Raw genomic sequence first — 25,268 nt, 5'->3', positions numbered from 1 at the left:
CCAGCCCCGTTGTTTCTTTGTTCGGCAAGGGCGTGGCCCGGGGCTTCGCCATCGGCCGTGCCGTCGTCATGGGCGCCGCGGCGCTCGAGGTGGCGCACTACCGCATTGCCGCCGAAGACGTCGCCAGTGAAACGCAACGCCTGTCGCAGGCGCTGCTCAAGGCCCAGGCCGACCTGCTCGAGCTGGCCGAAAACCTGCCCGACGACGCGCCGCGCGAACTCGGCGCCATGCTCAACGTGCACCGGCTGCTGCTCGGCGATCCCCTGCTGGCCGAGCAGGCGCAGGCGCTGATCGCCGAACGCTTCTACAACGCCGAATGGGCCCTGACGGCCCAGGGGCAGTTGCTGGGCGAGCAGTTCGAGGCGATGGACGACGAATACCTGCGCGAGCGCGGCGGCGACGTGCGGCAGGTCATCGAGCGCGTGCTGCACGTGCTCGCAGGCACCTCCGCCATCCTGCCCGACGGCGCCGACGTCGACGGCGACGACCCGCTGGTGGTGGTGGCGCACGACATCTCGCCGGCCGACATGCTGCGCCTGCGCGGCGGCCGCTTCGCCGCGTTCGTCACAGACCTGGGCGGCCCGACCTCGCATACCGCGATCGTGGCGCGCAGCATGGGCGTGCCGGCCGTGGTGGCCATGGGCAACGTGCGCGAGCTGGTGCGCGACGGCGACATGCTGATCGTCGACGGCGCGGCCGGCGTGGTGGTGGTCAACCCCTCGCGCCGCATCCTCCAGGAATACCGCGCTCGCCAGCGCACCTACGCGGAAGAGCGCGCCACGCTCGCGCTGCTGCGCGACGAGCCTTCCGTCACGCTCGACGGCATCGACGTGGTGCTGCACGCCAACATCGAGCTGCCCGAGGAGGCCAGCCTGGCGCTGGCCCAGGGCGCGCAGGGCATCGGCCTGTTCCGCAGCGAGTTCCTGTTCATGGGCCGCGCCGACCTGCCGGGCGAAGAAGAGCAATACGAGGCCTACGCCTCGGTGGTCAAGGTGATGGCCGGCCGGCCGGTCACGATCCGCACCCTCGACATCGGCTCCGACAAGACGCTCGATGGCGAGGCCACGGTGGCCACCAATCCGGCGCTGGGCCAGCGGGCGATCCGCTACTGCCTGGCGCGGCCGGAGATGTTTGCCACCCAGCTGCGCGCGATCCTGCGCGCCTCGGCGCACGGCACCGTGCGGCTGCTGGTGCCCATGATCGCGCACATGCACGAGGTCAAGGCCGCGTTCGCCGCCATCGAGGCCGCGCGGCGCGAGCTCGATGCCCGCGGCCAGGCCTATGCGGCGCACATCGAGGTGGGCGCCATGGTCGAGGTGCCGGCGATCGCGATCGCCATCGAGCCGTTCGCCCAGGCGCTGGACTTTCTCTCGATCGGCACCAACGACCTGATCCAGTACACGCTGGCGATCGACCGCGGCGACCACGACGTGTCGGAGCTCTACGATCCGCTCCATCCGGCCGTGCTGCGGCTGGTCGCCAACACCATCAATGCGGGCGAACGCGCCGGCATCCCGGTGGCGGTCTGCGGCGAAATGGCGGGCGACGCGCGCCTGACCCGGCTGCTGCTGGGCCTGGGCCTCACCGAATTCTCGATGCATCCGCAGCAACTGCTGGATGTGAAACGCGAGATCCGGCGGGCCCATTCCAATGCGCTGCGCGTAAAGGTGGCCACGGCCCTGAACCGCGCGCTGCCGGTCGATCTCGACACGCTCGACCAGGCCTGAACCGAAGGCGCCCGCGCGGCGCCTTCGGTAGCTCCACCGTCTTCCCGTCCATTGCCCGAAAGCCCCGGCAGGGCTGCCGGCGTTCATGTTGCGGCGCAGCATCGCAAGTCGACGTATTCGTGGCTTCGGCATCCGCGGTTCCAGAATGTGAGCTGTTATATGTCCCTGATTGCGATTTCTGCGCAGTGTGTGCGTAAAACACAACGTTTTCCCTGATTTACAACGTCTGCTTCGAGCAAGGCGGGTTTCCTATTGCGTCGCAACATCGACAGGCATAGGATGAGCTTGCAGGCAGTTGAAAGCCTTGCAGTGTCCAAAGCGCCTTTCTCAGAGGAGAGCATCATGGGCGATGCCATTCGCAGCAAACCGGCCACCGGCCGTACCCGACTCACCCAAGCTTTTGGCTGGCAGCGCGTGCGCGCCGGTGCCAATGGCGCGCTGGGTTTCGTCGGTGATGTGCTGCACGCCATGGATGCCGGCCGCCGCCAGCACCCGGTGATTTCGGCGTATCGGCGTTGATCGTTCCGTGCGCGCCCGCAGTCGTGGCGCGCCGGGCGATTTGACTCAGGCCAGCCCGCGGGCTGGCCTGATGCATTCCGGCGCCCGCCGCGCGCCTCAGATCAGCGCGTCAGCCACCAGGTACAGATCGAGCACGATGATGCCGGCGGTGGCGGCCACGGCGGCCGTGGCCCAGGCGGGGTGCAGCACGCGCTCTCCCATCACGCTGCGGCGGCAGGCCAGCAGCACCAGCGGCACGAGCGCGAAGGGCAGGGCGAGGCTCAGCACCACCTGCGACAGCACCAGCCACTGATCGGGATCCTGGCCCGACGACAAGCCCAGCAAAAGCATCGCGGCCACGGCGGCCACCACGCGCGTGACGGCCGCGCGGCCCGGGTCGCTCAGGCCCCGGCCCGGGTTGAAGCCGGCCGACAGCATGCGGCCCGCCATGACGCCCGTGATGGTGGAGCTCTGGCCCGCGGCGTAGAGCGCCACGGCGAACACGATGGCGGCCGCCGCGCCCAGGGACTGGCCGATCGCGGCATGCGCGCCGTCGAGGCTGGCGATGGCCGGGCCGCTGCCCGACATCGATGCGGCCGCAACGATCATGATGGCGGCATTGATGAGCATCGCGATGCCCAGCGACACGATGGTGTCGTTGCGCGCCACGGTATAGGCGAGCGGACGGGCGTGCGGCGGCAACTGCCGCGCGCGCTCGGCCAGCGTGCCCGAATGCAGATACAGGTTGTGCGGCATCAGCGTCGCGCCCAGGATGCCGAGCGCGATCATGAAGCCCTCGGTGTGCGACAGCGCACGGCCGGTCTGCGTGATGCCCGTGCCCATGGCAAGCCAGGAGGGCCGCGCTTCCAGCAGCAGGAACACGAACGACAGCGCGACGATGGCCAGCAGCACCGCGATCACGCGTTCGTGCCGCTCGGTCTGGCCGCGCGTGAGATAGAACACCAGGAACGTGCCGACGCCGGTGATCGCCACGCCGGCCATCAGCGGCAGGCCGAACAGCAGGCGCAGCGCGATGGCGCCGCCGATCAGCTCGGCCAGCGCCGTGGCGAGGATCGCCGCTTCGCCCGCGAGCCAGGCCAGCCGCGCAAACGGACGCGAGAGTTCGGCGGCGGTGAGCTGGGCCAGATCGCGGCCGGTGGCCACGGCCACGCGCGCGGCAAGCACCTGAAACCCCATCGCAAGAATCGCCGAGAGCAGCACGATCGACAGCAGCCCGTAGCCGAAGCCGCTGCCGCCCGCGATGTCGGTGGCCCAGTTGCCCGGATCGATGTACCCGACGGCCACGAGAATGCCCGAGCCCGCCATGCGGCGCATCTGGCCGCGCAGGACGGTGTCGGCGATGGTGCGTTGGGGATTGCCGGAGAGGGCAAAGATGAGGCGGGTCATGCGGGATCTGCTATTTGAGAACGTTTCTCAATTGTAGGGACGCAGGCCCACCCGTCAAGTTGGATTTGTGCACGCGCGTCATAGGGCGCGTCAATCGGGGCGCCGCGCCGGCCGCGGGGGCCGGCGCGGACGGGGCCCGCTTACTGCTTGAGCGTGGCGTCCATCGTGATCTTGGCGTTGAGCACCTTCGACACGGGGCAGCCCGCCTTGGCCTTGGCCGCGGCTTCCTGGAAGGCCTTGTCGTCGGTGTTCGGGATCACGGCTTCCACGGTGAGGTGCACGGCGGTGATCGAGAAACCATCATCCGACTTGTCGAGCGTGACCACGGCCGAGGTCGAGATGCTGTCGGCCTTCAGGCCGGCTTCGCCCAGGATGTTGGACAGCGCCATCGAGAAGCAGCCGGCGTGGGCGGCGCCGATCAGCTCTTCGGGATTGGTGCCGGGCGCGTCTTCGAAGCGCGTGTTGAAGCCATACGGCTGATCCTTCAGTGCGCCGCTCTGGGTCGAGATCGTGCCCTTGCCGGACTTGAGGTCGCCTTTCCAGACGGCCGATGCGGATTTCTTCATGCGTAACTCCTGAGGATGGCGCGCGCGGGGCGCGGGAGGACGGGACCGGACGCGCGGGTCCGGCCTGTCGATCGATCATATCCGCAGCCGGCGCATCGGCGTGTGTCCAGGCGTGAGTGGCGCCGGCTGCGGGCCCGGACGAGGGCGGGCGATAATGCCGCATGTGCCATGCCCGCCGCCGGCGCGCGGGCGTCCAATCACGCAAGTCATCAGGGAGTGCTACGCATGCAAGTGATCGATACCGCCGCCACCCGGGCCGCCTTGTCCTTCGAGACCGTGATTCCCGCGCTGCGCGCCGGATTCCAGGGCGGCTACACGGTGCCGCCGCGGCACGTGCATGCGATCGAGGCCGACGGCCGCAAGGGCACCTCGCTCATCATGCCGGCCTGGAGCGAGGCGGGTTACTTCGGCGTCAAGGTCATCAACATCTTTCCCGACAACACCCACGACGGCCTGCCGGGCCTGCACGCCACCTACACGCTGTACAGCGCCCGCACCGGCGTGCCGCTGGCCAGCGTCGATGGCGACGTGGTCACCGCCTATCGCACGGCCGGTGCCGCGGCGCTGGGCGCGGACTACCTGGCGCGCGCCGACGCGCGGGTGCTGCTGATCCTGGGCTCGGGCCGGATCGCCGGGCTGGTGGCGCAGGCGATGCGCGCGGTGCGCCCGATCGACCGCGTGCTGGTGTGGAACGTGCGCGAAGCCGGCGCGCGCCGGCTCGCCGACGCCCTGCAAGCGCATGGCTTTGCCGCCGAGGCCATCACCGATCTGGAGGCGGGCGTGCGCCAGGCCGACATCGTGAGCTGCGCCACGCTGTCGACCGAACCGCTGGTGCAGGGCGCCTGGCTGCGTCCGGGCACCCATCTCGACCTGATCGGCAGCTTCAAGCCCGAGATGAAGGAAACCGATCCGGCCTGCTTCGCCGGCCATGCCGTGTATGTGGACACCGACGAGGCACCCACCAAGTCGGGCGACCTGCTCGCCGCCTTCGAGGCCGGCACGCTGGCGCGCGATGAGATCCGCGGCACGCTGTTCGACCTCGCCACCGGCCGCGTAAAAGGCCGCACCGATGCCGGGCAGATCACCGTGTTCAAGGCCGTGGGCAGCGCGCTGGAGGATCTCGCGCTGGCGGCGCTGGTGTATGAGCAGGTGCGCGGCTGAGGGCAGGGGGGGCTTCGCTCAGCGGTTTTGCGAGCGGTGGCGGGCGTCGGTTTGCGGCCGAACCCGGTGCGGCATTCAACCCGGTCGTCGCGCCAGCATTCCGAACAACATCGACCCCACGGGTTCTCGCATACCCCGTGCGGCGTTCGTCAACGAGACAGGCACATGCATCGACGTTTTCCGTTTGCCCTGGTGATCGCGCTGGCGATCAGCTTTGGCGCCTTCATCGCGCCGGCGCACGCGCAGGCCCCATCGACGCCGATGGTTCAGCGTGGCGCCGGACACCCCTACGAAATCGCCGACAGCGAAGTGTGGGACGTGCCCGATCCCGTTTCCGGACGCGGCTACCAGGTCTTTGTTGCGCTGCCGCCGTCCTATGCGAAGCAGCCGCAGCGGCGCTACCCCGTGCTGTACGTGACCGACGCGGACTACGCCTTCCCGATCATCCGCCAGCTGGGGCGTCGCCTGAATGTCGAAGGGCCTCGGGTCGAAGAGTTCATTCTGGTCGGCCTGTCCTATGGCAAGAGCGAGGAGGGCGGTGTCAGCCGGCAGCGCGACTACACGCCGACGCCGAACGGCCCGAGCACCGCGCCGCCCGACGCCATCCACGGCCAGGCGCAGGCCTATCAAAAGTATCTGCGCGACCAGGTCAAGCCGTTCATAGCCACGCGCTACCGCGCGGACCCGTCCAGGGCGATCTTCCTGGGCCATTCCTACGGCGCCCTGCTCGGAACGCAGATTCTCTTCACCGAACCCGGCCTGTTCAGCAGCTATATCCTCGGCAGCCCGTCTCTCTGGTACGACAAGCGCCACGCGCTGAAGCTCGAAGCGACCTACGCCCGGCAGAACCAGGACCTGAAGGCAAATGTCTATCTCTACGTCGGCGCCTTTGAGGCCTTGCGCAAAGGGGATCGGCGCTTTAACCAGACGGTGGACATGGTTGCCGACAACCGCGCGCTGGAGGCGGCGCTGCAAAGCAGAAAATACCCCGGCTTGAAACTGAAGTCCGTGGTGTTGAACGACGAGGATCATCTCACCGTCGCACCCCGGGGCTTCACGCAGGCGTTGACGTACCTGCTGCCGGCGCGGTGAAGCATCGCACGGCACGGATAATCCGCGGCAGTGCGCGGCCGACGCCCGGCAACACAGGAACGTGATGAGGCACTGGTGTTCGGGCATACCTCGCAGACCAGATTGGCGAGCAACTCGACGCCGGTCTGGTGCTGACGGGTTTGCACAAGGACTGGCAACCTCAGCCACGTTTCGTGGTGGAGAACGTGATGCCAGCCTTTATCGCGACCAGAGCCGCAAAGCGTTGAGCCCAACGCTGCACGCCGAAACCGGGTCCGCCGGTTCCCGTTGCGTGCTTCGCGGCACGCTGCCGATCTGCCGGCCAGAAACCTATAACGGCCAGCAATCGACGTATCGCCGCTGTGGCCGCCAGTAGCCGCGGCGGCCGGCTTTCCTGCTAGCCCGGGTAACGCAGATGGATCAGGGGATAGGGGCGCCCCTGTGAATCCGTCTCCGAGCGCCCAGTCTCGACGAACCCCATCCGCTGATAAAAGCCAACCGCTTGAGAATTCTGCATGTTGACGTCCGTGGTCAGTGTCCGATGTAGCGACACGCCATGCTGCAACAGTTGACGACCGATACCTTTCCCACGGACATCGGGATCGATGAAGAGCGCCTCCATATGGGTCCCATCGATCAGCATGAAGCCATAGGGATAGTCCTTCTCATCGACCGCAACAATCATTGGTGCATGGGGCAGAAACCCAGACACCTCGGCATCAATGGCCTGTCGGTCTTCGGCACTGAGAAAGTGATGAGTGGCGTCCACGGAGCGCCGCCAAAGATCAACGAGAGCGGGGCCGTCTTCAGGACGTGAACTGCGCAGCGTGTACATGGCAACCTTAAAGAAAACGACAGTGTAGACGTGGCCGTGTTCACCCCCCGTTAAGGTTCCCAGCACGTTGCGTAAGAGGCGGAGCGTCGGCGCTGGATCGAGAGCGGACACTGGAAACAATGGTGTCAGACTACGATTTCGCAGCGAAATTGCGGCCTGACACCATAGACGCCTGCACTGGTTTGAATCCGAGCGGATTCAACGCCAGCCCGTGACGTCTGGCCTCTGTACCTCTGTCCGTCCAGTTGATAGCTGTCGAGTGTTGGCGATGTGCAGGCGCACGTAGCGCCACACTTAAAACGTGTACTTCGCCGTCAGCAAGAACGACCGCGGCGCGCCGAAGTGATTATTGTCCTGGTTGCTGCCTATCGCCTGGTAGTAATACTTGTCAAACAGGTTGTACACGTTCAACCGCAGATCCAGATTCGGCGTAGCCCGATACGCCACCACCGCATCCCACACGCTATACCCCGGCTGCCGCACGTTGTACGCCGGCAAGCTGATCGCGCTTTGCACGCGCACCGCCCCACCCACCCGCCACGCATTCAGCGAGCCCGGCAAGGTGTACATGGTCGAGAGCTTGAACAGATGGCGCGGAGTCTGCGTGTCGTAGGCCGCACCCGCCCGGAGGCTGCCCGAATCCTCAAGGTACTTGGACTGGTTGTACGTATAGCCGGCCGACACCTGCCAGCCCGGCGTGATCGCGCCCGCCACTTCGAACTCCACCCCCCGGCTTTGCACCTTGCCTGACGGCGCATAGCATTCGATTACCCCCGGCCCGCACTCGGACGTGGCCAGCGCAACCGGGCGGTTGCGTTGTCGAATCTGGAACACCGCCGCGCTGGCATTGAGCCGCCCGTCGTAATACTCCCCCTTGATCCCTGCTTCCAGATTGGTGCCGATCACTGGGTCCAGCGGCGCGCCGCTGGTGGACTGGTTGCTCTGCGGCTGGAACACGCTGGTCCAGCTGGTGTAGACGGAATGCTGGCGGTCCAGGTCGTAGATCAGGCCCGCGTAGGGCGTCAGCTCGTGCTTGACCTTGTAGTCCGCGGGGGGGCTGACGTAGTCGCCGGACTTCAGCGTCATGTCGTACTCATACCAGTCCAGCCGAGCGCCCAGCATCAGCGTCAGTGGGTCCGCGAGGCTCAGGCGGGTGGTGGCGTAGCCGCTCATCTGGCGCTGGTACCCCTTGCGCGACCAGGGGTAGACGAACGCGGGCTTCTCCACGGCGCTGGAGTTCCAGTGTTCCGGATCGACCGTAATGTTGTAGTCCAACGGCCAGCCGCCGGGGCCGTCGTCGTCCTTGTTCTTCAGGAAGCTGCCGCCCAGCACCAGTTCATGCGTGCGCCCCAGCAGCGTAAAGGGGCCGCTCAGATAACCGTCCACACTGTACTGGGTCTTGTCATAGGCATACTGGCCCAGGCCCTGCCCGAAGAACGTCGAGTCTTCCAGCGGATACAGATAACTGCCCAGCATGTTCATCCTGGCGCGCAGCGTGCGGGCGGTGAGCTTGCCGGACCAGCCGTTCCCGAAACGGTGATCGAGCTCGGCGAAGAAACTGGTGTTTTCCTTATTCCAATAGGACCAGTCCGGAGACAAGCGGATCGACCGATTGAAGTCGTAGAAGCTGCCGTCCCGGCGCGTAGGCAGCCCATTCCAATCCGCGCCCGGGCTGTCTTCCCGGTTGTAGTAGCCGCCGATGCTCAACGTCGTGTTGGCCGTGAGATCGGCTTCGATGGTGCCGTAGAAAAGCTGGCGCTGGTGCTCGTAGGCCTTCTTGAAGGTATTCGAATCCTGATAGGCCACCACACCCCGGGCGCGCAAGGTGCCAGCCTCGTTGAGCGGGCCCGAGCCGTCGACCTCACCCCGGTAATTGTCCCAACTGCCGGCGCTGGCCGTTACCGAGAATTGCGGCACCGCCGTGGCGCGCTTGCGCACGAGGTTGATGGTGCCCGAGGGATTGCCGGCCCCCGTCATCATCCCGGCCGCACCGCGCAGCACCTCGACGTGATCGTACATCGCCAGCGTCGCCACGCCCTGCGTGTCGTAGTCGTAGCCCAGCGGCACCCCGTCAGCCAGGAACGAACTGATCTCGAATCCGCGAGAGAAGAACTGCGTGCGCTCCCCGCCGCCGATTTGGCGCGTGGTCAGCCCGGTCGTGTCGCGCGCCACATCGTCCAGCGACTGAAACCCCCGGTCCTCGATCTGCTGGCGCGTCACCACGCTGACCGACTGCGGCGTCTCGCGCGGAGACAGCCCGAACTTGGTGGCCGTGGACATGACCGGCGTGGTGTAGGAATGGGTGCCTTCCGTCACGCCCGGCGTGGCCGCTTCCACCGTCACCGGCGCCAGCGTCGTCGTGCTGGCCGGCGCCACCGTCAGGCTGCCGTCCGGCGTGCGCCGCAGTTCCAGCCCGCTTCCGGCCAGGGCGCGCGCGGTGGCTTCTTCCAAGGAAAACTGGCCGGAGACGGCTGGCGCGGACTTGCCCGCCACCATATCCGCCCGAAACGAGATCACCGCGCCCGCGATGCGCGCGATCTGGGTCAGCGCCACATCCAGCCGGCCCGCGGGCAAATCGTATTGGTGCAGCGCCTGGGCATGGGCGGTGCAGGCGGCGGCCGCGATGACGCAGGCAGCCGAAAACCTCAGGGAAAGCATGGAACACTCCGTGGATGCGTGAGCACGCGTTCCCTGTATGTGCATCGGCGCCATCGAAAAAACACCCGGCGCGTAAAAAAAATCAGGCCAGATCGATCATCACGTACCAACGGCCCAACTGCTGCAACCGGATCGGCAGCGTATTCCTGAGCGCCTCCAGCGCCCGGTCGCCATCGTCCAGCGGAAACAGCCCCGTCACGCGCAGCCGCGCCGCCTGCGGCGACATCCGCAGCCAGCCCGGCCGGTACCGGGCCAGCGCATCCACCACGGTTTGCAGCGGCTCGTCATGGACTTCCAGTTCGCCGTTCTGCCAGGCGGCGGCGTGTTCCTGGTCGTTCTGCACCGCACCCACCTGCCGCGCATCGAACCACACGCTCTGCCCTGGCGCCAGGGGCTGGCGCACGCCTGCCAGCGTGGTCACCTCCGCGGCCCCACTCAAGGCCAGGCAGAAACTGCGTCCGGCCGCGCAGCGCACCATGGCGCGGCCGTGGCCGAGCCTGACCTCGCCTTGCGGCACGCGTACTTGCAGCCCCTGGCCGCTCCCCACCTCAAAAATCGCCGCGCCCGCCGACACCCGCACCGCGTGCGGCCCCTCCCACGACGCCGCGCTGCGCGCATCCAGCTCCATCGTATTGCCGTCAGGCAAGGCCACCCGCCGGCGCTCACTCGTGCGGGTCACATAGCCCGCCGTCAGGGATTGCACGGGCACATAGCGGTCCGCCACGCCCGCGCCCAGCAGCAGCGCTCCACCTGCCAACGCCAGCTTGCCCAGCCGCCGGCGCTGGGCCAACTGCGGCCCCACCAGCGAGCGCCGCAGCGCATCGCCATCGGCCAGCAACCCCGGCCGCAGCGCATGCAATGTGCCGTTCAGCGCCGCATTCAGTCGTTGCCACGCCGCGCCGTGGCTCGGGCTCTCCGCCAGCCACCGGTCAAACGCCGCGCGGTCCGCATCGCTGGCCTGCCCGCTGGATAAATAGACTTGCCATTCAATCGCCGCCTCGCGGGTGCGCGCATCCAAGGCCGTCATACTCCAAACACCTCGCAGCAACGGCGCAGGGCCTGCACGATGTACTTGCGCACCATGGTCGGCGACACCTTCAGCCGCGTCGCGATTTCCACGTGCGTCATCCCATCGAGCTGGCTAAAAAGAAACGTCATCCTGGCCTTTGCAGACAGCCCGTCCAGCGCCGTATCGAGCGCCTGCAAGGCTTGCAAAGTCTGCACCCGCTCCTCGGCCGACGGCTCCAGCGGCTCCGGTTGCGAGCGCAACGTCTCCAGCCAAGCCTGCTCCAGCTCGCGCCGCCGCCACAGCCGCCACGTAATGCGCCGGGCGATCGTGACCAGCATGGCCCGCGGCTCGTTCAGCTGCTCCAGCGCCGGTAGGCAAAGCAACTGCGTAAACGTCTCGCCCGCCACATCCTCCGCGTCCTCGCGGTTGCGCAACCCATTGCGCAGCCGCCGCTCCAGCCACGGGTGGTCGTTCTTATAAATGGTGGAAAACCGGCTATCGCGTGTAGAGTCCACGGCGTGCGCTATCAATAAATGGGAATCGTTATCAATTATCGCATAGTGGCTCGCCGTAGGCCATGCCGCTCTGGCGTGCGATCCGCCGTCGTCGCAGGCCCTCTTCAACGCGCTGAACACCGGTTTGCGCGGCGCGTAAGCTGTGATGGCAGAGGTCGAGGGGCGGGATAGCCCTGGTATGGATACGCCGCGGGAAGCTATAGCGCGTGCGCGAGCATCAACCGGGTTTTCGTCCTTGGGCCTATGTCCGCTTCGAGTCGAATGCGGTCGGACGATGGCGCCGCCTCGGTCTTAGGGGGCCGTGTCCCAGGCCGTCAGTCACCGGCCGGTCCGGAAGACATCGGCACGGCTTACTCGATGGCGTATCCCGCCGGACCTTATGTAATTCCCGCTATCCGCCGGATGGCCGGAATCGGCCGATCCGGCCTAAAGGTGTGTGCTGGCGTTGATGTTGGGCGGGGCAGGGGCGGCAAATCCATCGCTGCCCCGCAGTCACGCCGCCTATCCCTCAGCGGATCGGGAAGAACGTGCCGGCCAAGGTGCCGTTCTGGTCGCAATAGGGCGGGCTCGACGAGCCCGCGCCGGGCCGTTGTTCCTCGACGACCAGGCCGTCGCCTTTGCGTTGCAGGTTCAGCATCCAGCCCTTGGTGTCGACGCTCTTGACCTGCAGGCGGTCGCCCTTCGCCTTGCCCGACGCCTCGACATTGCATGACCAGCGTCCGTCGTGCGGCTGGGTGCTCGAGCCTTCGTACAGGATGTCGCCGTCGGGCTTCTTCCAGAGCGTGATCTCGCCGGAGAGGTTGCGCCATCTGCCGCTGAAGCCCTTGCGCTCGGCCAGGTCCAGCGAGGCGAGAAACGCGTCGCGGTACTTCAGGCGGCTCGCGAGTTCCTCGACCGGCTTGTTCTTGTCGAACGGCTTGTCGAAGGCGGCGTCGCGCACCTCAATGAAATAGCGCTGGTCGCGCACCAGCGCGTCGGCCGTGGCCGCGTCCAGGGATTTGCGCGCTTCTTCGAAGCGCTTGGCGATGCTCGCATCGAGCGCGGCGAGCGGCGGGTTCGCGCAGATGGCCTTTTCCGCTCCCGTGCGCGCCTTGGCGCAATCGAACGACGGCATCGCCTCGGGCGCCGCCGTGGCGGTCAGGGAAAGTGCGCACAGCGCGGCCGCGCAGGCTGCAGGGATTAAGTTTTTGGTCAGCATGGTGTTGCGGATGATAGCCAGAATTCGCGCAATGCAGGGGCAACAAATTCTGCGCCCACTATTCCGGCCGGCGGGGCACTGGTCGAGGGCGATGAGGTGCAAGGTGGAGGCGTCATGAAAATTTGGCGAGGCACGTTTTGAGGTGCCATGGTGGGGCCCGCTCAGTGCGGAATCAGCAGTGATGCCTTGCCAAGCTTTGGGTGAGCATTCCGCCCTTGGATCCTTATGTGCGGCGAGCCGTACGCGGCAGGTTTATCTGCGTCTGATCATGAAGTGGGCTGCTAGTCCCTCGTCCCGGGGCCAGGAAGAACGGCCGCTTTCGGCCAAGAGCTGACATTTGGCGATCACCAAGGCGGCCTACGGGAAAAAGCAAAAACTGGGCCGGAACCACATTGGCAGCTTCTGAGCCGCAAATCGTGTTGAACGGACATTCGTTCAGGCTGGCCCTTTCGAGGCCGCCGATCATTCTCGAGGAAATAGCATAGGCAGCACCACCGGCGGCGCCGATGACGGCGCCACCGTCAATCGGTTCAAGAAGCTCTTCGGTGACGTGAAAGGCAAACGCTTTTTCTTCACGAACGGCCTGGATAGCGCGGCGCTCAAGCATCTCGAGACGATTCAAGCGCTCGGCACCTAGCAGAAAGCGCGCGGATGGCGACCCAACAGCCTCTCCGCCGGATCGCGCTCGTGCCGTGGCGACGGATCAGCTGGCAGTTCGGTCGCGGCCGTGGCGGACTAACTATCGCTTGACCGCTCTTTGTTCTCCCGCATGCTCTCCTATACTTGATGAAAGGGGGTTGAAGAACGATGTTCGAAATTACTGGCGCACAAGTCGCCGACCTCAATGACGCCGATCTGCGGACACTCGTCGCACGTCTCGCCTTGGCAGAATTGCGGGCGCAGGGTTGCCCCAGTTCGTCGGTAACCTCTGGCGGCAATCAGGATGCGCCCGATGGCGGGCTTGATGTCCGGGTCGAGTGCCCGTCCGCACTGCCGAGGCCGGATTTCGTGCCGCGCCAGCACACAGGGTTTCAGGTGAAAAAGCCCGACATGCCGGCGAGCGCAATCCGCGATGAGATGCGTCCTGGCGGCGTACTACGGCCGGTCATCGCCGAACTCGCCGCTCGCTCGGGCGCTTACATCATCGTCAGCGCGCAAGGATCGGTCGCAGACAAGCCGCTGAGCGATCGTCGCGATGCGATCCGGGCGCAGCTCGACTATCTGCCTGAGGCCAGGCAGTTGCATAGCGACTTCTACGATCGCGACCGGCTGGCGACATGGGTCAATCACTATCCTGGAATTGCCGCCTGGGTCCGCACGCGGCTCGGCATCGGTATGTCGGGCTGGAGCAGCATCGGCGATTGGTGCGGCGTCGGCGTGAGCGAGGAGACGCCCTATCTCTTCAACGACAAGGCCTGCCTAACCGATGAGAGAACGAGCGACCGCGAGCAACTCACCATCGGCGAGGGTATCGCCCGGCTTCGCGTCTCTCTGACCAAAGCTCGCCAATGTATCCGGTTGATCGGCTTGTCCGGTCTCGGAAAGACTCGTCTCGTGCAGGCACTGTTCGAGGATGGTGTAGGCGAGGTGCCGCTCGATCCGGGGCTCGCCGTCTATACCGACTATTCGGCGGAGACTGACCCGACCGCACGGGACATGGCGCGCCAGTTGGTGCTCGCACGGCAACGCGCGATCCTGATCGTCGACAACTGCAACCCGGCGACGCACAGCGAACTGGCCCGCATCTGTTCGGAAGCGGGGAGCCAAGTCAGTCTCTTAACTGTCGAATATGATGTTCGCGACGACGAGCCCGAGCGTACCGAGGTCTTTCGCCTGCAATCAGCATCGCCCGAAATGGTGGAGCGGTGGCTGGAAAAGACCTTCCCCAATGTGACTCAGGTCGACCGGCGAACCATATCGGAGTTCAGCGACGGCAACTTCCGCGTGGCGCGCGCTCTCGCCGACACGCTCGGAAAAGGCGAAACCCTGGGAAAGCTCAAGAGCCGCGACCTCTTCGAGCGGATTTTTCATCAGCGCAACGAGCCTGACCGGGATCTGTTTTCCGCTGCCGAAGACCTTGCCCTGCTCTATTCGATCGATGGCGAGGACACTTCGGAAGGCGGCGAACTTGCGCGAGTCGCCGCTATTCGCGGTGTTCCAGTGGCGGCGATATATGCGGCGCTGAACGCTCTTCGACAGCGGGGGATCGCGCAGCTGCGGGGACGGTGGCGCGCCATCCTGCCGCATGCGATCGCCAACCCTCTCGCAGGGTTCGCCCTTGAACGCATATCGCCAGCCGATTTCGATCGCTTCTGCGCGTCGCTTACAACGCGGATGCAGAAGTCCCTTTCGCGCCGCCTCGGCTATCTGCATGACAGCGCCGAGGCGCGGGCCGCGGTCGAGCGCTGGCTCCGTGCCGACGGGCCACTCGGCGATCTTGCGGCGTTGGGAGAAGACGGCCTTCAGATCATCACCAACATCGCCCCGGTCGCGCCCGATGCCGTACTCGCGAGGATCGAGCGAGATATTGCCGGCCCAAATGGCGGCGAGATACTTGATCCGCAGTCGAGCAACCGGTGGCAATGGATACGGTTGATCAAGCTCCTCGCTTACGATCCGCCGCTGTTTGACCGCGCGGCAACTTTGCTTGCGTGGTTCCTTTCCGCTGAATCGTCCGACCACCACAACAACTCGGCATCGGACATGTTCGCCGAGCTGTTTCACCTGCACCTGTCCGGCACCAAAGCTTTGCCAGATCAGCGGCGAGCGCTCGTTCGCCGGTTCGCGCAATCGGGTGAACCGGCTTTGGTGCGCTGCGCCGGCGTCGCCCTCGATGCGCTGCTGAAGGCGCACCATTTCAGTTCATCCAGCGACTTCGACTTCGGCGCTCGGTCACGGGACTATGGCTGGCACCCGCCGACCTATGGTGACATCTGGGCCTGGTACAACGGCGCGGTCGACCTGGCGGTCGAGCTCTCGCCAATGATCGAAAACGCAAGGGAGCACCTTGCCCACAGCGTAAGAGCGCTGTGGCACTTCGGCGCCTGCCACGATGCGCTCGAACGGGCAGCGACCCACTTTTCTTCCGAGCGACCTTGGATCGAGGGGTGGATCGGCTTCCGCACAGCGCTGCGCTTCGAGGGCAACGAGATGCCGGATGAGGTGCGCACCCGTCTCGTAACGCTCATCGAACGCCTGAAACCCACCGATCTTCTCCATCAGGCCCGTGCGGTCGTACTTGGGCGCAGCAGTTTAGGTTGGGATGTGGCTGATGGCGATGCGGATGACGGCGACATCATGAAACCCTATGAGCGCGCCTCCCAGTTGGCGAAAGAGATCGGCACCGCACTCGCGCACGACCCGGAGACGCGCGCTGCCTTCATCGCCGAACTGCTAGTCGAACAAAATCCGCAGCGCGCCTATGAATGCGGCATTGGCCTGTCGGATGGTGCCGCCGATCTTGATGAGATGTGGAGGGAACTGCTGGACCTCTTCTCCGCCGCCGAGGCGGACAGCCGGAATGCGACGGTACTGGGCGGGTTTATCCATGGCGCGCACGCCAAGGATTCGGCCTTTGCCAACGCTACGCTAGAGGATGTGATCCAGAATCCCGATCTCGCCGCGAGTCTGCCGTATCTTCAGGCGCGTGTTGCTATCGATGTCCAAGGCATAGCGCGGCTTCGGCGTGCGATTGAACGTGGCGTCCTTTCGGCGCGGAATTTTCAAAGCATCGCCAATGGCAGTGTCGGGGAGTCTCCAGCCGACGCGCTTGGCCCGCTGCTCACCGACATCGGCAATCTGGCCGACGGCGTCGAGATCGCGCTCGATATATTGCACATGCACTTCTACCGCGATCGGGAAGAAGGCCGCCAACGTGCGCCATCCTTGATCGCTGTTGGCCGTGAGCTGCTACTGCGAGCTGACTTCGGAAAGAAGCAGTCGTTGCACGATTTTGGGCTGCATACCGTTATTCGGGTCTGTTGCGCCGGACCCGATGGAGAGGCGACATTGCGGGAAATCTGCGGTCGTGTCCGGGCCGGACTGGAGACCGTCTATCTCTCGTCCTACGATCTCGGTTATGTCCTCAAGGCGATCTTCGAGACCCATCCCCTGCTCGCACTCGACGAACTCCTGCTCCCCGAACTCATGCCGAGAAATCGGAGGCTGTTTGAGGGGGGCTTCGGGTCTGGCACGCCGGTGGAGGATGTCGGCGCCGAGACCCTTGTTCAGTGGGCGAATATCGATCCGGATCGGCGCTATCCGCTGCTCGGGGAAAGCATCCCCATGTTCAAGCGGCAGCAGGGCGAAGAGGAGAATGGTGTCTCCACGCTCTTCCTGGAAATATTGGGCCACGCGCCAGACAAGCGGGCGTTCCTCGGTGATATCTGGTCGCGGCTGCATCCGCGCAGCTGGAGCGGCTCGCTCGCCGATATCCTGGTTCGGCGTCGCGCGGCTATCACAACGCTGGGTGACGATGTTGGAGGCGAGGTTCGGCAATGGGTCACTGACATGCTGCCCGGACTCGAACGCTGGATCGAAAATGAGAGCAAGCGCGATCGGGAAGGCGAGCAGAGTTTCGAATAGCTGCTGATCCGTGCGTCCCCAGCGAGGCTCTGACGCCGATCGCGGCTTTCGCGGGAGGCTTAGGCCAGGCCCGCCGCCCTTTGCATTTCTTCCTGACGGCCTCGCGCTAGGCGAATGCCGGTTTGGGCACACCGCTGCCGAACGGCTGCTTAGGGTCGAAAGCAGCCCAGTCAGAACTGTGATGCAGAAGAATTCAAAGGGTCTTTAGCGGCCAGGCGTTTTGCATCGGCCGCGAGCCCGTCCGCTCGGATGCCGCCCCGCCAGTCCTTGCATCCCCCCTCGCCACCCCCGCATCAGCAGAACCCCAATCCCGCCGCCCATCCACATCAGGCAAAATACGGCGATCCGGCGCCCTTTGGGCGTCGCACGATTTCTCTCTTTTCCTGCAGGCTTTCTATGAAATCCCTTTCCCTGCGCGCCGTCGGCGTGGCGCTGGCCCTGGCCGTGAGCGGCACGGCGAGCGCCGAGATCGTCATTGGCGTCGATGTGTCCACCACCGGGCCGGCGGCCGCGATCGGCATCCAGACCAACAATGCGATCCGGTTGTGGCCGGCCACGCTCGGCGGCGAGCCGGCGCGCTATGTGGTGCTGGACGACGGCACCGACGTGAGCCGCGCGGTCAAGAACATGCGCAAGCTGACCTCCGAAGACAAGGTCGACGCCATCGTGGGCCCGAACATCACGGCGGCCGCGCTGGCCTCGCTCGACGTGCTGGCCGAGACGGGCACGCCGATGGTGGCGCTCGCGGCGTCGGCCGTGATCGTGGAGCCGGCCTCGGATCCGAAGCGCACCTGGGCCTTCAAGATGCCCCAGAACGACTCGCTGATGGCCTCGGCCATCGTCGACGACATGAAGAAGAAGGGCTACCGCAACGTCGCCTTCATCGGCTTCGCCGACTCGTACGGCGACTCGTGGTGGAAGGAGTTCGAGGCGGCGGCCGGTGCCGACCTCAAGGTGGTGGCGCAGGAGCGCTTCCAGCGCACCGATGCCTCGGTGATGGGCCAGGTGCTCAAGGTGATGGCCGCCAAGCCCGACGCGGTGCTCATCGCGGGCTCGGGCACGCCGGCCGCGCTGCCGCAGAAGACCCTGCACGAGCGCGGCTACAAGGGCGCGATCTACCAGACCCATGGCATCGGCACGCTGGAGTTCCTGCAGGTGGGCGGCAAGGACGTGGAGGGGACGCTGTTCCCGACCGGGCCGGGCGTGGTGGCGCGCGAGCTGCCCGATGGCAACCCGGTCAAGCCGGTGGCGCTGTCGTTCGCCGACAAGTACGAGGCGCAGTACGGCCGCAACACGCTCACCCAGTTCGCGGGCGACGCCTATGGCGCCTGGATGCTGCTCGACTCGGCCGCCGGCCGCGCGCTCAAGACCGGCGCCAAGCCCGGCACGCCGGAATTCCGCAAGGCGCTGCGCGACGCCCTCGAAACCACGCGCGACCTGGTCGTGCCCAACGGCGTGCTCAACATCAGCGCCCAGAATCACCAGGGCTTCGACGAGCGCGCGCGCGTGATGGGCATCATCAAGGACGGCAAGTTCGGCTACGCCGGGCCGAAATGATTGCTTACGTTTTAGGCTGAATTCGGCGGTTTCCCCAGGGGGCAGGAGCGATCCTGCCCCTTTTTGTTGGATTTTGATTCGTATACGAATGATTTATTCGCGTAAGATTTTGATCGAATCCTTTCTGCAACATATGATTTGGGGAGAAAACGATGATGCTGCGCCTGCTCAAGACCGCCACGCTGGGATGCACGTTGCTGGGGGCCGGCCTGCTGGCCGGATGTTCCGATGCCGACAAGGGCAACGGCACGACGCCGCCGGCCCAGTCCGAGAAGACCGCCACGGGTCCGCAGGACACCCTGGCCGCCGCCAAGGCCGCGGGCAAGATCCGCATCGGCTACGCCAACGAGGCGCCGTACGCCTACATGGACAGCCAGAAGGCCGCCGTCACCGGAGAGTCGGTCGAGGTCGCGCGCGAGGTGCTCAAGCGCATGGGCGTGCCCGAGGTCGAGGGCGTGCTCACCGAGTTCGGTTCGCTGATTCCCGGCCTGCAGGCCAAGCGCTTCGACATCATCGCCGCCGGCATGTATGTCACGCCGGAGCGCTGCGGCCAGGTGGCCTTCTCGAACCCGACCTACGGCGTGGACGCCTCCTTCCTGGTGAAGGAAGGCAATCCGAAAAACCTGCACAGCTACGCCGACGCGGCCAAGAACGAGGACGTGAAGCTGGGCGTGGTGGTGGGCGCGATCGAAGGTGAGTACGCCACCAAGTCGGGCGTGAAGCCCGGCCAGCTGGTGGTGTTCCCGGATGCCGTGAGCGCCTATGCCGGCGTGCAGGCCGGCCGCGCCGACGCCTATGCCGCGACCTCGCTCACCGTGAATGACCTGCTGCGCAAGGCGGACGGCGGCGGCGGCGTGGCCAAGGCCGAGCCCTTCACCAATCCCGTGATCGACGGCCAGGACGTGCGCGGCTACGGCGCCTATGCCTTCCGCAAGGAAGACCAGGCCTTCGCCGATGCCTTCAATGCCGAGCTGGCCAAGGTGATCGGCACGCCGGAACACGCCAAGATGGTCGAGCCCTTCGGCTTCACCAAGGACGAGCTGCCCGGCGACGTGACCGCCGCCAAGCTCTGCGGCAGCAAGTAAACGGGGGCGTCCATGGAGGATATCCAGAGCCTTGTCGTCCCCTTGCTCGAGGGGCTCGAGGTCACCTTGCGCATCATGGCGGGCGCGGCGTTGCTGTCCATCCCGGTGGCGGTGCTCGCCGGGCTCGGGCGGCTGTCGCCGCACGTGTGGGTGCGCGGCATCGCCACCGCGTATGTAGAGCTGTTCCGCGGCACCTCGGCACTGGTGCAGCTGTTCTGGTTCTACTACGTGCTGCCGATGTTCGGCCTCAAGCTGCCCGCGATCCTGGTGGGCATCGTGGTGCTGGCCGCCAACTCGGGTGCCTATGGCGCCGAGGTGGTGCGCGGCGCCATCCAGGCGGTGGCCAAGGGTCAGCGCGAGGCCGCGCTGGCGCTCAACATGACGCCCGCGCTCGCCATGCGCCGCGTGATCCTGCCGCAGGCCATACCGGCCATGCTGCCGCCGGCCGGCAACCTGCTGATCGAGCTGCTCAAGAACACGGCGCTCGTCTCGCTCATCACCATCACCGACCTGACCTTCCGCGGTCAGCTGCTGCGCAGCGAAACCCTGCGCACCACCGAGATCTTCGGCCTGATGCTGCTGCTGTACTTCGCGGTCGCGCTGGTGATCACGGGCGGCATCCGCCTGCTTGAACGGAGGTTCCGCGTCCGATGAACCCGATATTCGATTGGAACTTTGCCGTCGAGATCCTGCCCACGCTGGGCGAGGCGCTGATCGTCACGATCCAGGCCACGGTGCTGGGCATGCTGGTGGCGGTGACGCTGGGCCTGGTGCTGGCGATGCTGCGGCGGTCGCCGCTGCGCATCGTGTCGTGGCCGGTGGGCTTCGTCGTGGAGTTCGTGCGCAGCACGCCGCTGCTGGTGCAGATGTACTTCCTGTTCTACGTGATGCCCTCGCTCGGCCTGGGCCTGTCGCCACTCGCCACCGGCGTACTGGCGCTGGGCCTGCACTACGCGGCCTACTGCTCGGAGGTGTATCGCGCCGGGCTCGAGGGCGTGCCGCGCGGCCAGCTCGAGGCGGCCACCGCGCTCAACCTCACGCCGTGGCGCACGCTGCGCGACGTGGTGCTGCCGCAGGCGATTCCGCCGGTGGTGCCGGCGCTGGGCAACTACCTGGTGGCGATGTTCAAGGACACGCCGCTGCTGTCGGCCATCACCGTGGTCGAGCTGTTGCAGCAGAGCAAGATCATCGGCTCCACCACCTTCCGCTATGTCGAGCCGCTGACGCTGGTGGGCGTGCTGTTCCTGCTGCTCAGTCTGGTGGCCGCGTGGGGCGTGCGCCGGCTCGAATCCCGTTTGAGAATCGTATTTGGAGGAACGCGATGAGCGCGAGCATCCGCTTGAAGAACCTGCGCAAGAACTATGGCGAGCTCGAGGTGCTGCGCGGTATCGACCTGGAAATCCCGGCCGGCCAGACCGTCTCGGTGATCGGGCCCTCGGGCTCGGGCAAGTCGACCCTGCTGCGCATGCTGATGACGCTGGACCGCCCCACGGCCGGCTCCATCGAGATCGACGGCGAGCCGATGTGGCACGACGCGCAGGGCCGCGAGCTCGGTCCCAACACCGCGCACGTGCGCGCGGTGCGCGGCAAGATCGGCATGGTGTTCCAGCACTTCAACCTGTTCCCGCACATGACCGTGCTGGGCAACGTGATCGAGGCGCCCATCCACGTGCAGGGCCTGGCGCGCCAGGAGGCCGTGCAACGCGCCACCGAGTATCTCGAGATGGTGGGGCTGGGCGACAAGCTCGACGCGCACCCGGCGCAACTGTCGGGCGGGCAGAAGCAGCGCGTCGGCATTGCCCGCGCCCTGGCGATGCGGCCGGACATCATGCTGTTCGACGAGGTGACCTCGGCGCTCGACCCCGAACTGGTGGGCGGGATCCTGCAGATCCTGCGCGACCTGTCCGCGAAGCGGACGATGACGATGATCATCGTCACGCACCAGATGAAGTTCGCCGAGCGCAGCTCCGACCGCACGCTGTTCTTCGATCAGGGCAATATCGTCGAGGATGCCGAATCTTCGGTGCTGTTCTCGAGTCCGCGCGAGGCCCGCACGCAGCAGTTCCTGCAGAGCGTGATCGAGGCCGAGTGAAGCCGACCCCGCTGGCGGCAGGGTGGTCATGGGCCGCCCGGCCGCCACGCGGTATGCTCGTCGGGTTCCCCATTTGAAGGACCTCCGATGAGCCAATTGTTCTCGCCGCAGGCGCTGGGCCCGCTCCAGCTGTCGAACCGCATCGTGATCGCACCCATGTGCGAATACTCGGCCGAAGAGGGCTGTGCCACCGACTGGCACATGATCCATCTCGGCCATCTCGCGCTGTCGGGCGCCGGGCTGTTGCTCACCGAGGCCACCGCCGTCGAGCCGGGCGGCCGCATCTCGCTGGGCGACCTGGGCCTCTACGACGACGCCAGCGAAGCCGCCCTCGGCCGCGTCGTGGCGGCCATCCGCCGCTATTCGCCGATCCGGCTCGGCATCCAGCTCGGCCACGCCGGGCGCAAGGCCTCGAGCACGCGGCCCTGGCAGGGCGGGCGTCAGCTCAAGCTCGAAGAGGGCGGTTGGGTCGCCGATGCGCCGTCGGCGCTGCCGCACAACGACACCGAACTGCCGCCCAATGCGCTCGACGCGGCCGGCCTGGCGCGCGTGCGCGACGCCTTCGTGGCGGCCGCGCTGCGCGCAGATCGGCTGGGTTTCGACGTGATCGAGATCCACGCGGCGCACGGCTATCTGCTGCATCAGTTCCTGTCGCCGCTGGCCAACCAGCGCGACGATGCCTATGGCGGCTCGCTCGCCAACCGCATGCGTTTCCCGCTGGAAGTGTTCGAGGCGGTGCGCAAGGCGCTGCCCAACGCGGTGCTGGGCGTGCGCGTGTCGGCCACCGACTGGGTCGACGGCGGCTGGGATCCGGCCCAGACCGTGCAGTTCCTGAACGCGCTCAAGCCGATGGGCTGCGCCTTCGCCGACGTCTCCACCGGCGGCGTGTCGCCGCTGCAGAAGATTCCGTTGGGGCCGGGCTACCAGGTGCCGTTTGCGAGCCAGATCAAGGCCGAGACCGGCCTGCCCACCATGGCCGTGGGCCTCATCACCGAGGCCGCGCAGGCGGAGGCCATCGTGGCCGAAGGCCAGGCCGACATGGTGGCGCTGGCGCGCGGGATGCTCTACGACCCGCGCTGGCCCTGGCATGCGGCCGCCGAGCTGGGCGGGCAGGTGAGCGCGCCGCCGCAATACTGGCGCTCCCAGCCGCGCGGGCTCTCGGCGCTGTTCGGTGAGACCAGCCACGCCCAGCGTTGAGCGGGGCAGGGCCGGCAGCGCGCCGGCCCGGGTGCCGCGGCCTCAGGCCGCGGCGCGCGCGTACGCCGACTCGAGCGCGGCGTACAGCGCATCGGCGAAATCGGCACGGTTGCTGTCGAGCTCGCCCAGCAGGCGGGCCAGCACCACGTTGTCTTCCTCGCCCTGCCACACCTTCACGTAGGTGCCTTCCTTGTAGCCGTGATCCTGGCGGAAGATGTTGAGCACGTTCTTCGACACGTATTGGTTGAAGGCGTCGGCCCAGCGCATCTCGCAGGCGGTCATGGTGGCCTCGAGCACCTTGTAGCTGGCGCGCTGGCACACGGCCAGGCCGCCGATCAGCTCGAGCAGTTCCGGCACGGGCAGGGCGGCCAGATCGTAGTCGCGGCCGTCGAGCGAGACGCGGGCCGGGCCGGCGAGGTCGGCCACCAGCGCCTGCGCGGCGGCGTCGTTGGAGCCCTGCGCGGCCACGATGGTGTGCGAGAGATAGAAGTGCAGGATGTCGACCAGCTCCATCTGCACTTGCGGCAGGTCGAGGGTCTGCTTCTTCCACCACTTCCAGCCGTAGTGTTCGAGCGCCTCCGCCGATTCAACGAAGGCCGCGCGCAGAAAGCGCGAGCCGCCATGCACCCAGTCGGGATTGATCTTGGCGTTAAGTTGGTTCTGCAGCTTGAGCATCGTGGCTGCTTGGGGGGGCGTCAATCCGGCTTGGGGCTGGTTCACGGGGCACTCCGGCTAGGCTTGGAACAGAAAGCCCCGCCATGCGGCGGGGATCAAAACAGCAAGCCCCGCCGGGGGCGGGGCTGCGGCCGCAATAGTAGCACCGGCGCCGGCCTCAGGCGCGCGCCTGGGGTTTGGGCTTGGGGGCGAAGTCGCTCTGTTCGCGCAGCGGCCTGGCGGCCAGCGCGCGGGCCCGGGCCGCGCTGCGAAACGCCAGCGCCGACACGATGAACACGATCACGGCCGGCCCGAAATCGTGCGAGCCGCTGTCGAGCGTGCGCGACAGGAAGAACACGCCGACGATCGCGGCGATGATGCCGATGACCGTGCTGCTGCGCTGCTTGAGGACGTTGTCCGCGCGCTGGGCCAGGGTCTGGGTGTTGGCGGCGTCGGCATCGGCGGCCGCCGTGGGGCGGCCGGCGGGCAGCGCCGGCACGCGCCGCAGCTTGCTCTGGTTCAGCACCACGCCGGGGGCGTCGGCGGGATCCGGCGGCAGGGCGGGCGTGGTGTCCACGGCGCCGGGCGAGGGCGACGCCGACGCCGGCCTGCCGGCCAGGGCGTCGCGCGCGCCCTTGCGCGAGAGTTCTTCCACGTACTTGGCGAAGTCGCCGTTTTTCGGTTCCATCCGGACTCCTGTCGCGAGGGGGCGCGGGTCAGCGGCGGCGCGGGCCGGGGCGCTCGGCGGCCGCGCGGCGCTTGCGCATCATGCTCACAAGCAGCCAGGCGCCCACCGCCACGGAGGCGAGCGAGCCGGCCACCAGGCCGATCTCCTGGGCATTGCCGGCGGCGCTCAGGCCGCGCGCGGTGAGGTAGCCGGGCGCCAGCATGACGGGCATCCACACCAGCGCCGACAGCACGTTGGCCACCTGAAAGCGCCAGTGGCTCATGCCCATGATGCCTGCCACGGTCGGAATGGTCGAGCGGATCGGGCCGAGGAAGCGGCCCAGGAACACCGAGGCGAAGCCGTAGCGGTAGAAAAACAGGCGTGCGCGCGCGACGGCGCTGCGCTGGGTGGAGAGCGGCCAGCGGCGCAGGAAGCCCGGGCCGAGCCAGCGGCCCAGGTAATACGAAAGCGCGTCGCCCACGACGGCGCCCGCCACGCCCCAGGCCAGGATGCTGGCCACGGGCAGCGTGCCCGCGCCGACCAGGCCGCCGGTGAGCAGCAGCAGGGCGGTGGCCGGAATGAACAGGCCCAGCACCAGCATCGACTCGCCCATCGTGAGCAGGAAGGTGATCGGGCCGGCCCAGGCCTGGTTGGCCTCGATGAACAGCCCGATGCGTTCGATATATGCATCCATGCAATGAACCCGCGAGAATCAATCCTGTATCTTAACGCCTGACAAGAAGCTGGCTGCCCGCGGCGGCCGACACAACAGTACAGAGTGTGACCA

The 25,268-nt window shown here is 66.6% G+C and carries 22 protein-coding genes; 11 read left to right on the top strand and 11 right to left on the bottom strand.

Going from position 1 to position 25,268, the window contains the following annotated elements; genetic code table 11:
• The first annotated feature begins 32 nt into the window (after nucleotides 1-32).
• Together ptsP and CEG14_RS25765 are read left to right on the top strand one after the other, a co-directional pair.
• The gene (gene ptsP / locus CEG14_RS14630) at nucleotides 33-1,727 is read left to right on the top strand and encodes a phosphoenolpyruvate--protein phosphotransferase (RefSeq protein WP_094827553.1); all 1,695 of its coding nucleotides are present in this window, start codon (nucleotides 33-35) and stop codon (nucleotides 1,725-1,727) included.
• Between the two features lie 342 nt (nucleotides 1,728-2,069).
• Nucleotides 2,070-2,246, top strand: a complete 177-nt coding sequence (locus tag CEG14_RS25765) for an XRE family transcriptional regulator (RefSeq protein ID WP_141243350.1) — start codon at nucleotides 2,070-2,072, stop codon at nucleotides 2,244-2,246.
• 96 nt (nucleotides 2,247-2,342) lie between these two features.
• On the opposite strand, the gene CEG14_RS14625 is transcribed toward CEG14_RS25765, so the two are convergent.
• The gene (locus CEG14_RS14625; RefSeq protein ID WP_094827058.1) at nucleotides 2,343-3,632 is read right to left on the bottom strand and encodes an Nramp family divalent metal transporter; all 1,290 of its coding nucleotides are present in this window, start codon (nucleotides 3,630-3,632) and stop codon (nucleotides 2,343-2,345) included.
• 140 nt (nucleotides 3,633-3,772) lie between these two features.
• Nucleotides 3,773-4,198 carry an OsmC family protein gene (locus CEG14_RS14620; protein WP_094827057.1) on the bottom strand — a complete coding sequence of 142 codons (426 nt, stop codon included), beginning with the start codon at nucleotides 4,196-4,198 and terminating at the stop codon, nucleotides 3,773-3,775.
• 225 nt (nucleotides 4,199-4,423) lie between these two features.
• On the opposite strand from CEG14_RS14620, the gene CEG14_RS14615 reads away from it, so the two are divergent.
• Complete coding sequence (locus CEG14_RS14615) at nucleotides 4,424-5,359, top strand: ornithine cyclodeaminase family protein (RefSeq protein WP_094827056.1); 936 nt, start codon at nucleotides 4,424-4,426, stop codon at nucleotides 5,357-5,359.
• Between the two features lie 165 nt (nucleotides 5,360-5,524).
• Nucleotides 5,525-6,451: an alpha/beta hydrolase gene (locus tag CEG14_RS14610; RefSeq protein WP_094827055.1), complete on the top strand. Its 927-nt coding sequence runs from the start codon at nucleotides 5,525-5,527 to the stop codon at nucleotides 6,449-6,451.
• A gap of 376 nt (nucleotides 6,452-6,827) precedes the next feature.
• Here the strand turns inward: CEG14_RS14610 and CEG14_RS14600 are convergent, their stop codons facing one another.
• From CEG14_RS14600 to CEG14_RS25760, 6 genes are all read right to left on the bottom strand, one after another.
• Nucleotides 6,828-7,265, bottom strand: coding sequence for an acetyltransferase (locus tag CEG14_RS14600; RefSeq protein ID WP_094827054.1), 438 nt, complete (start codon nucleotides 7,263-7,265; stop codon nucleotides 6,828-6,830).
• A gap of 294 nt (nucleotides 7,266-7,559) precedes the next feature.
• A complete protein-coding gene (locus tag CEG14_RS14595; RefSeq protein ID WP_094827053.1) occupies nucleotides 7,560-9,923 on the bottom strand; it encodes a TonB-dependent siderophore receptor in 2,364 nt (787 codons plus the stop codon).
• Nucleotides 9,924-10,005: 82 nt separating this feature from the next.
• Nucleotides 10,006-10,950, bottom strand: a complete 945-nt coding sequence (locus CEG14_RS14590; RefSeq protein ID WP_094827052.1) for a FecR family protein — start codon at nucleotides 10,948-10,950, stop codon at nucleotides 10,006-10,008.
• A complete protein-coding gene (locus CEG14_RS14585; RefSeq protein WP_256985709.1) occupies nucleotides 10,947-11,447 on the bottom strand; it encodes a sigma-70 family RNA polymerase sigma factor in 501 nt (166 codons plus the stop codon). The genes CEG14_RS14590 and CEG14_RS14585 overlap by 4 nt, the downstream gene beginning before the upstream one ends.
• Nucleotides 11,448-11,955: 508 nt before the next feature.
• The gene (locus tag CEG14_RS14580) at nucleotides 11,956-12,747 is read right to left on the bottom strand and encodes a lysozyme inhibitor LprI family protein (protein WP_256985708.1); all 792 of its coding nucleotides are present in this window, start codon (nucleotides 12,745-12,747) and stop codon (nucleotides 11,956-11,958) included.
• A gap of 121 nt (nucleotides 12,748-12,868) precedes the next feature.
• The gene (locus CEG14_RS25760; protein WP_143277216.1) at nucleotides 12,869-13,267 is read right to left on the bottom strand and encodes a hypothetical protein; all 399 of its coding nucleotides are present in this window, start codon (nucleotides 13,265-13,267) and stop codon (nucleotides 12,869-12,871) included.
• Nucleotides 13,268-13,452: 185 nt separating this feature from the next.
• Here CEG14_RS25760 and CEG14_RS14575 point away from each other — a divergent pair, with 185 nt between their 5' ends.
• From CEG14_RS14575 to CEG14_RS14545, 7 genes are all read left to right on the top strand, one after another.
• Nucleotides 13,453-17,229: a hypothetical protein gene (locus tag CEG14_RS14575; RefSeq protein ID WP_094827049.1), complete on the top strand. Its 3,777-nt coding sequence runs from the start codon at nucleotides 13,453-13,455 to the stop codon at nucleotides 17,227-17,229.
• Nucleotides 17,230-17,625: 396 nt separating this feature from the next.
• Nucleotides 17,626-18,786: an ABC transporter substrate-binding protein gene (locus CEG14_RS14570; RefSeq protein WP_094827048.1), complete on the top strand. Its 1,161-nt coding sequence runs from the start codon at nucleotides 17,626-17,628 to the stop codon at nucleotides 18,784-18,786.
• A gap of 155 nt (nucleotides 18,787-18,941) precedes the next feature.
• Nucleotides 18,942-19,871, top strand: a complete 930-nt coding sequence (gene ehuB / locus CEG14_RS14565; RefSeq protein ID WP_094827552.1) for an ectoine/hydroxyectoine ABC transporter substrate-binding protein EhuB — start codon at nucleotides 18,942-18,944, stop codon at nucleotides 19,869-19,871.
• A gap of 12 nt (nucleotides 19,872-19,883) precedes the next feature.
• A complete protein-coding gene (gene ehuC / locus CEG14_RS14560; protein ID WP_094827047.1) occupies nucleotides 19,884-20,525 on the top strand; it encodes an ectoine/hydroxyectoine ABC transporter permease subunit EhuC in 642 nt (213 codons plus the stop codon).
• Nucleotides 20,522-21,196, top strand: coding sequence for an ectoine/hydroxyectoine ABC transporter permease subunit EhuD (gene ehuD, locus CEG14_RS14555; RefSeq protein WP_094827046.1), 675 nt, complete (start codon nucleotides 20,522-20,524; stop codon nucleotides 21,194-21,196). Before ehuC ends, ehuD begins: the two co-directional genes overlap by 4 nt.
• Nucleotides 21,193-21,963 carry an ectoine/hydroxyectoine ABC transporter ATP-binding protein EhuA gene (gene ehuA, locus CEG14_RS14550; protein WP_094827045.1) on the top strand — a complete coding sequence of 257 codons (771 nt, stop codon included), beginning with the start codon at nucleotides 21,193-21,195 and terminating at the stop codon, nucleotides 21,961-21,963. The genes ehuD and ehuA overlap by 4 nt, the downstream gene beginning before the upstream one ends.
• A gap of 87 nt (nucleotides 21,964-22,050) precedes the next feature.
• Nucleotides 22,051-23,160, top strand: coding sequence for an NADH:flavin oxidoreductase/NADH oxidase (locus CEG14_RS14545; RefSeq protein WP_094827044.1), 1,110 nt, complete (start codon nucleotides 22,051-22,053; stop codon nucleotides 23,158-23,160).
• A gap of 42 nt (nucleotides 23,161-23,202) precedes the next feature.
• Here CEG14_RS14545 and CEG14_RS14540 read toward each other — a convergent pair whose 3' ends face one another.
• The 3 genes from CEG14_RS14540 to CEG14_RS14530 form a co-directional block, all read right to left on the bottom strand.
• Nucleotides 23,203-23,859 (bottom strand): dUTP diphosphatase, encoded by a 657-nt coding sequence (locus tag CEG14_RS14540; RefSeq protein WP_094827043.1) that lies wholly within the window; start codon nucleotides 23,857-23,859, stop codon nucleotides 23,203-23,205.
• 133 nt (nucleotides 23,860-23,992) lie between these two features.
• Complete coding sequence (locus CEG14_RS14535) at nucleotides 23,993-24,502, bottom strand: hypothetical protein (protein ID WP_094827042.1); 510 nt, start codon at nucleotides 24,500-24,502, stop codon at nucleotides 23,993-23,995.
• A 28-nt stretch (nucleotides 24,503-24,530) separates the two neighbouring features.
• Complete coding sequence (locus CEG14_RS14530; protein WP_094827041.1) at nucleotides 24,531-25,175, bottom strand: DedA family protein; 645 nt, start codon at nucleotides 25,173-25,175, stop codon at nucleotides 24,531-24,533.
• Between the last annotated feature and the right edge of the window lie 93 nt (nucleotides 25,176-25,268).

The organism is Bordetella genomosp. 1 (genome assembly GCF_002261335.1).
In the GTDB taxonomy this organism is placed as follows: domain Bacteria; phylum Pseudomonadota; class Gammaproteobacteria; order Burkholderiales; family Burkholderiaceae_B; genus Bordetella.
This window is presented reverse-complemented; position numbering and strand designations above follow the sequence as displayed.

Excerpts from the sequence above, each read along its gene's own strand:
- CEG14_RS14530 (WP_094827041.1), bottom strand. The coding sequence starts at position 25,175 with ATGGATGCATATATCGAACGCATCGGGCTGTTCATCGAGGCCAACCAG.
- CEG14_RS14575 (WP_094827049.1), top strand. The coding sequence starts at position 13,453 with ATGTTCGAAATTACTGGCGCACAAGTCGCCGACCTCAATGACGCCGAT.
- CEG14_RS14615 (WP_094827056.1), top strand. The coding sequence starts at position 4,424 with ATGCAAGTGATCGATACCGCCGCCACCCGGGCCGCCTTGTCCTTCGAG.
- ehuB (WP_094827552.1), top strand. The coding sequence starts at position 18,942 with ATGCTGCGCCTGCTCAAGACCGCCACGCTGGGATGCACGTTGCTGGGG.
- ehuA (WP_094827045.1), top strand. The coding sequence starts at position 21,193 with ATGAGCGCGAGCATCCGCTTGAAGAACCTGCGCAAGAACTATGGCGAG.
- CEG14_RS14610 (WP_094827055.1), top strand. The coding sequence starts at position 5,525 with ATGCATCGACGTTTTCCGTTTGCCCTGGTGATCGCGCTGGCGATCAGC.
- CEG14_RS14625 (WP_094827058.1), bottom strand. The coding sequence starts at position 3,632 with ATGACCCGCCTCATCTTTGCCCTCTCCGGCAATCCCCAACGCACCATC.
- CEG14_RS14590 (WP_094827052.1), bottom strand. The coding sequence starts at position 10,950 with ATGACGGCCTTGGATGCGCGCACCCGCGAGGCGGCGATTGAATGGCAA.
- ehuC (WP_094827047.1), top strand. The coding sequence starts at position 19,884 with ATGGAGGATATCCAGAGCCTTGTCGTCCCCTTGCTCGAGGGGCTCGAG.
- CEG14_RS14600 (WP_094827054.1), bottom strand. The coding sequence starts at position 7,265 with ATGTACACGCTGCGCAGTTCACGTCCTGAAGACGGCCCCGCTCTCGTT.
- CEG14_RS14620 (WP_094827057.1), bottom strand. The coding sequence starts at position 4,198 with ATGAAGAAATCCGCATCGGCCGTCTGGAAAGGCGACCTCAAGTCCGGC.
- CEG14_RS25765 (WP_141243350.1), top strand. The coding sequence starts at position 2,070 with ATGGGCGATGCCATTCGCAGCAAACCGGCCACCGGCCGTACCCGACTC.
- CEG14_RS14595 (WP_094827053.1), bottom strand. The coding sequence starts at position 9,923 with ATGCTTTCCCTGAGGTTTTCGGCTGCCTGCGTCATCGCGGCCGCCGCC.
- CEG14_RS14545 (WP_094827044.1), top strand. The coding sequence starts at position 22,051 with ATGAGCCAATTGTTCTCGCCGCAGGCGCTGGGCCCGCTCCAGCTGTCG.
- CEG14_RS14570 (WP_094827048.1), top strand. The coding sequence starts at position 17,626 with ATGAAATCCCTTTCCCTGCGCGCCGTCGGCGTGGCGCTGGCCCTGGCC.
- CEG14_RS14535 (WP_094827042.1), bottom strand. The coding sequence starts at position 24,502 with ATGGAACCGAAAAACGGCGACTTCGCCAAGTACGTGGAAGAACTCTCG.
- ehuD (WP_094827046.1), top strand. The coding sequence starts at position 20,522 with ATGAACCCGATATTCGATTGGAACTTTGCCGTCGAGATCCTGCCCACG.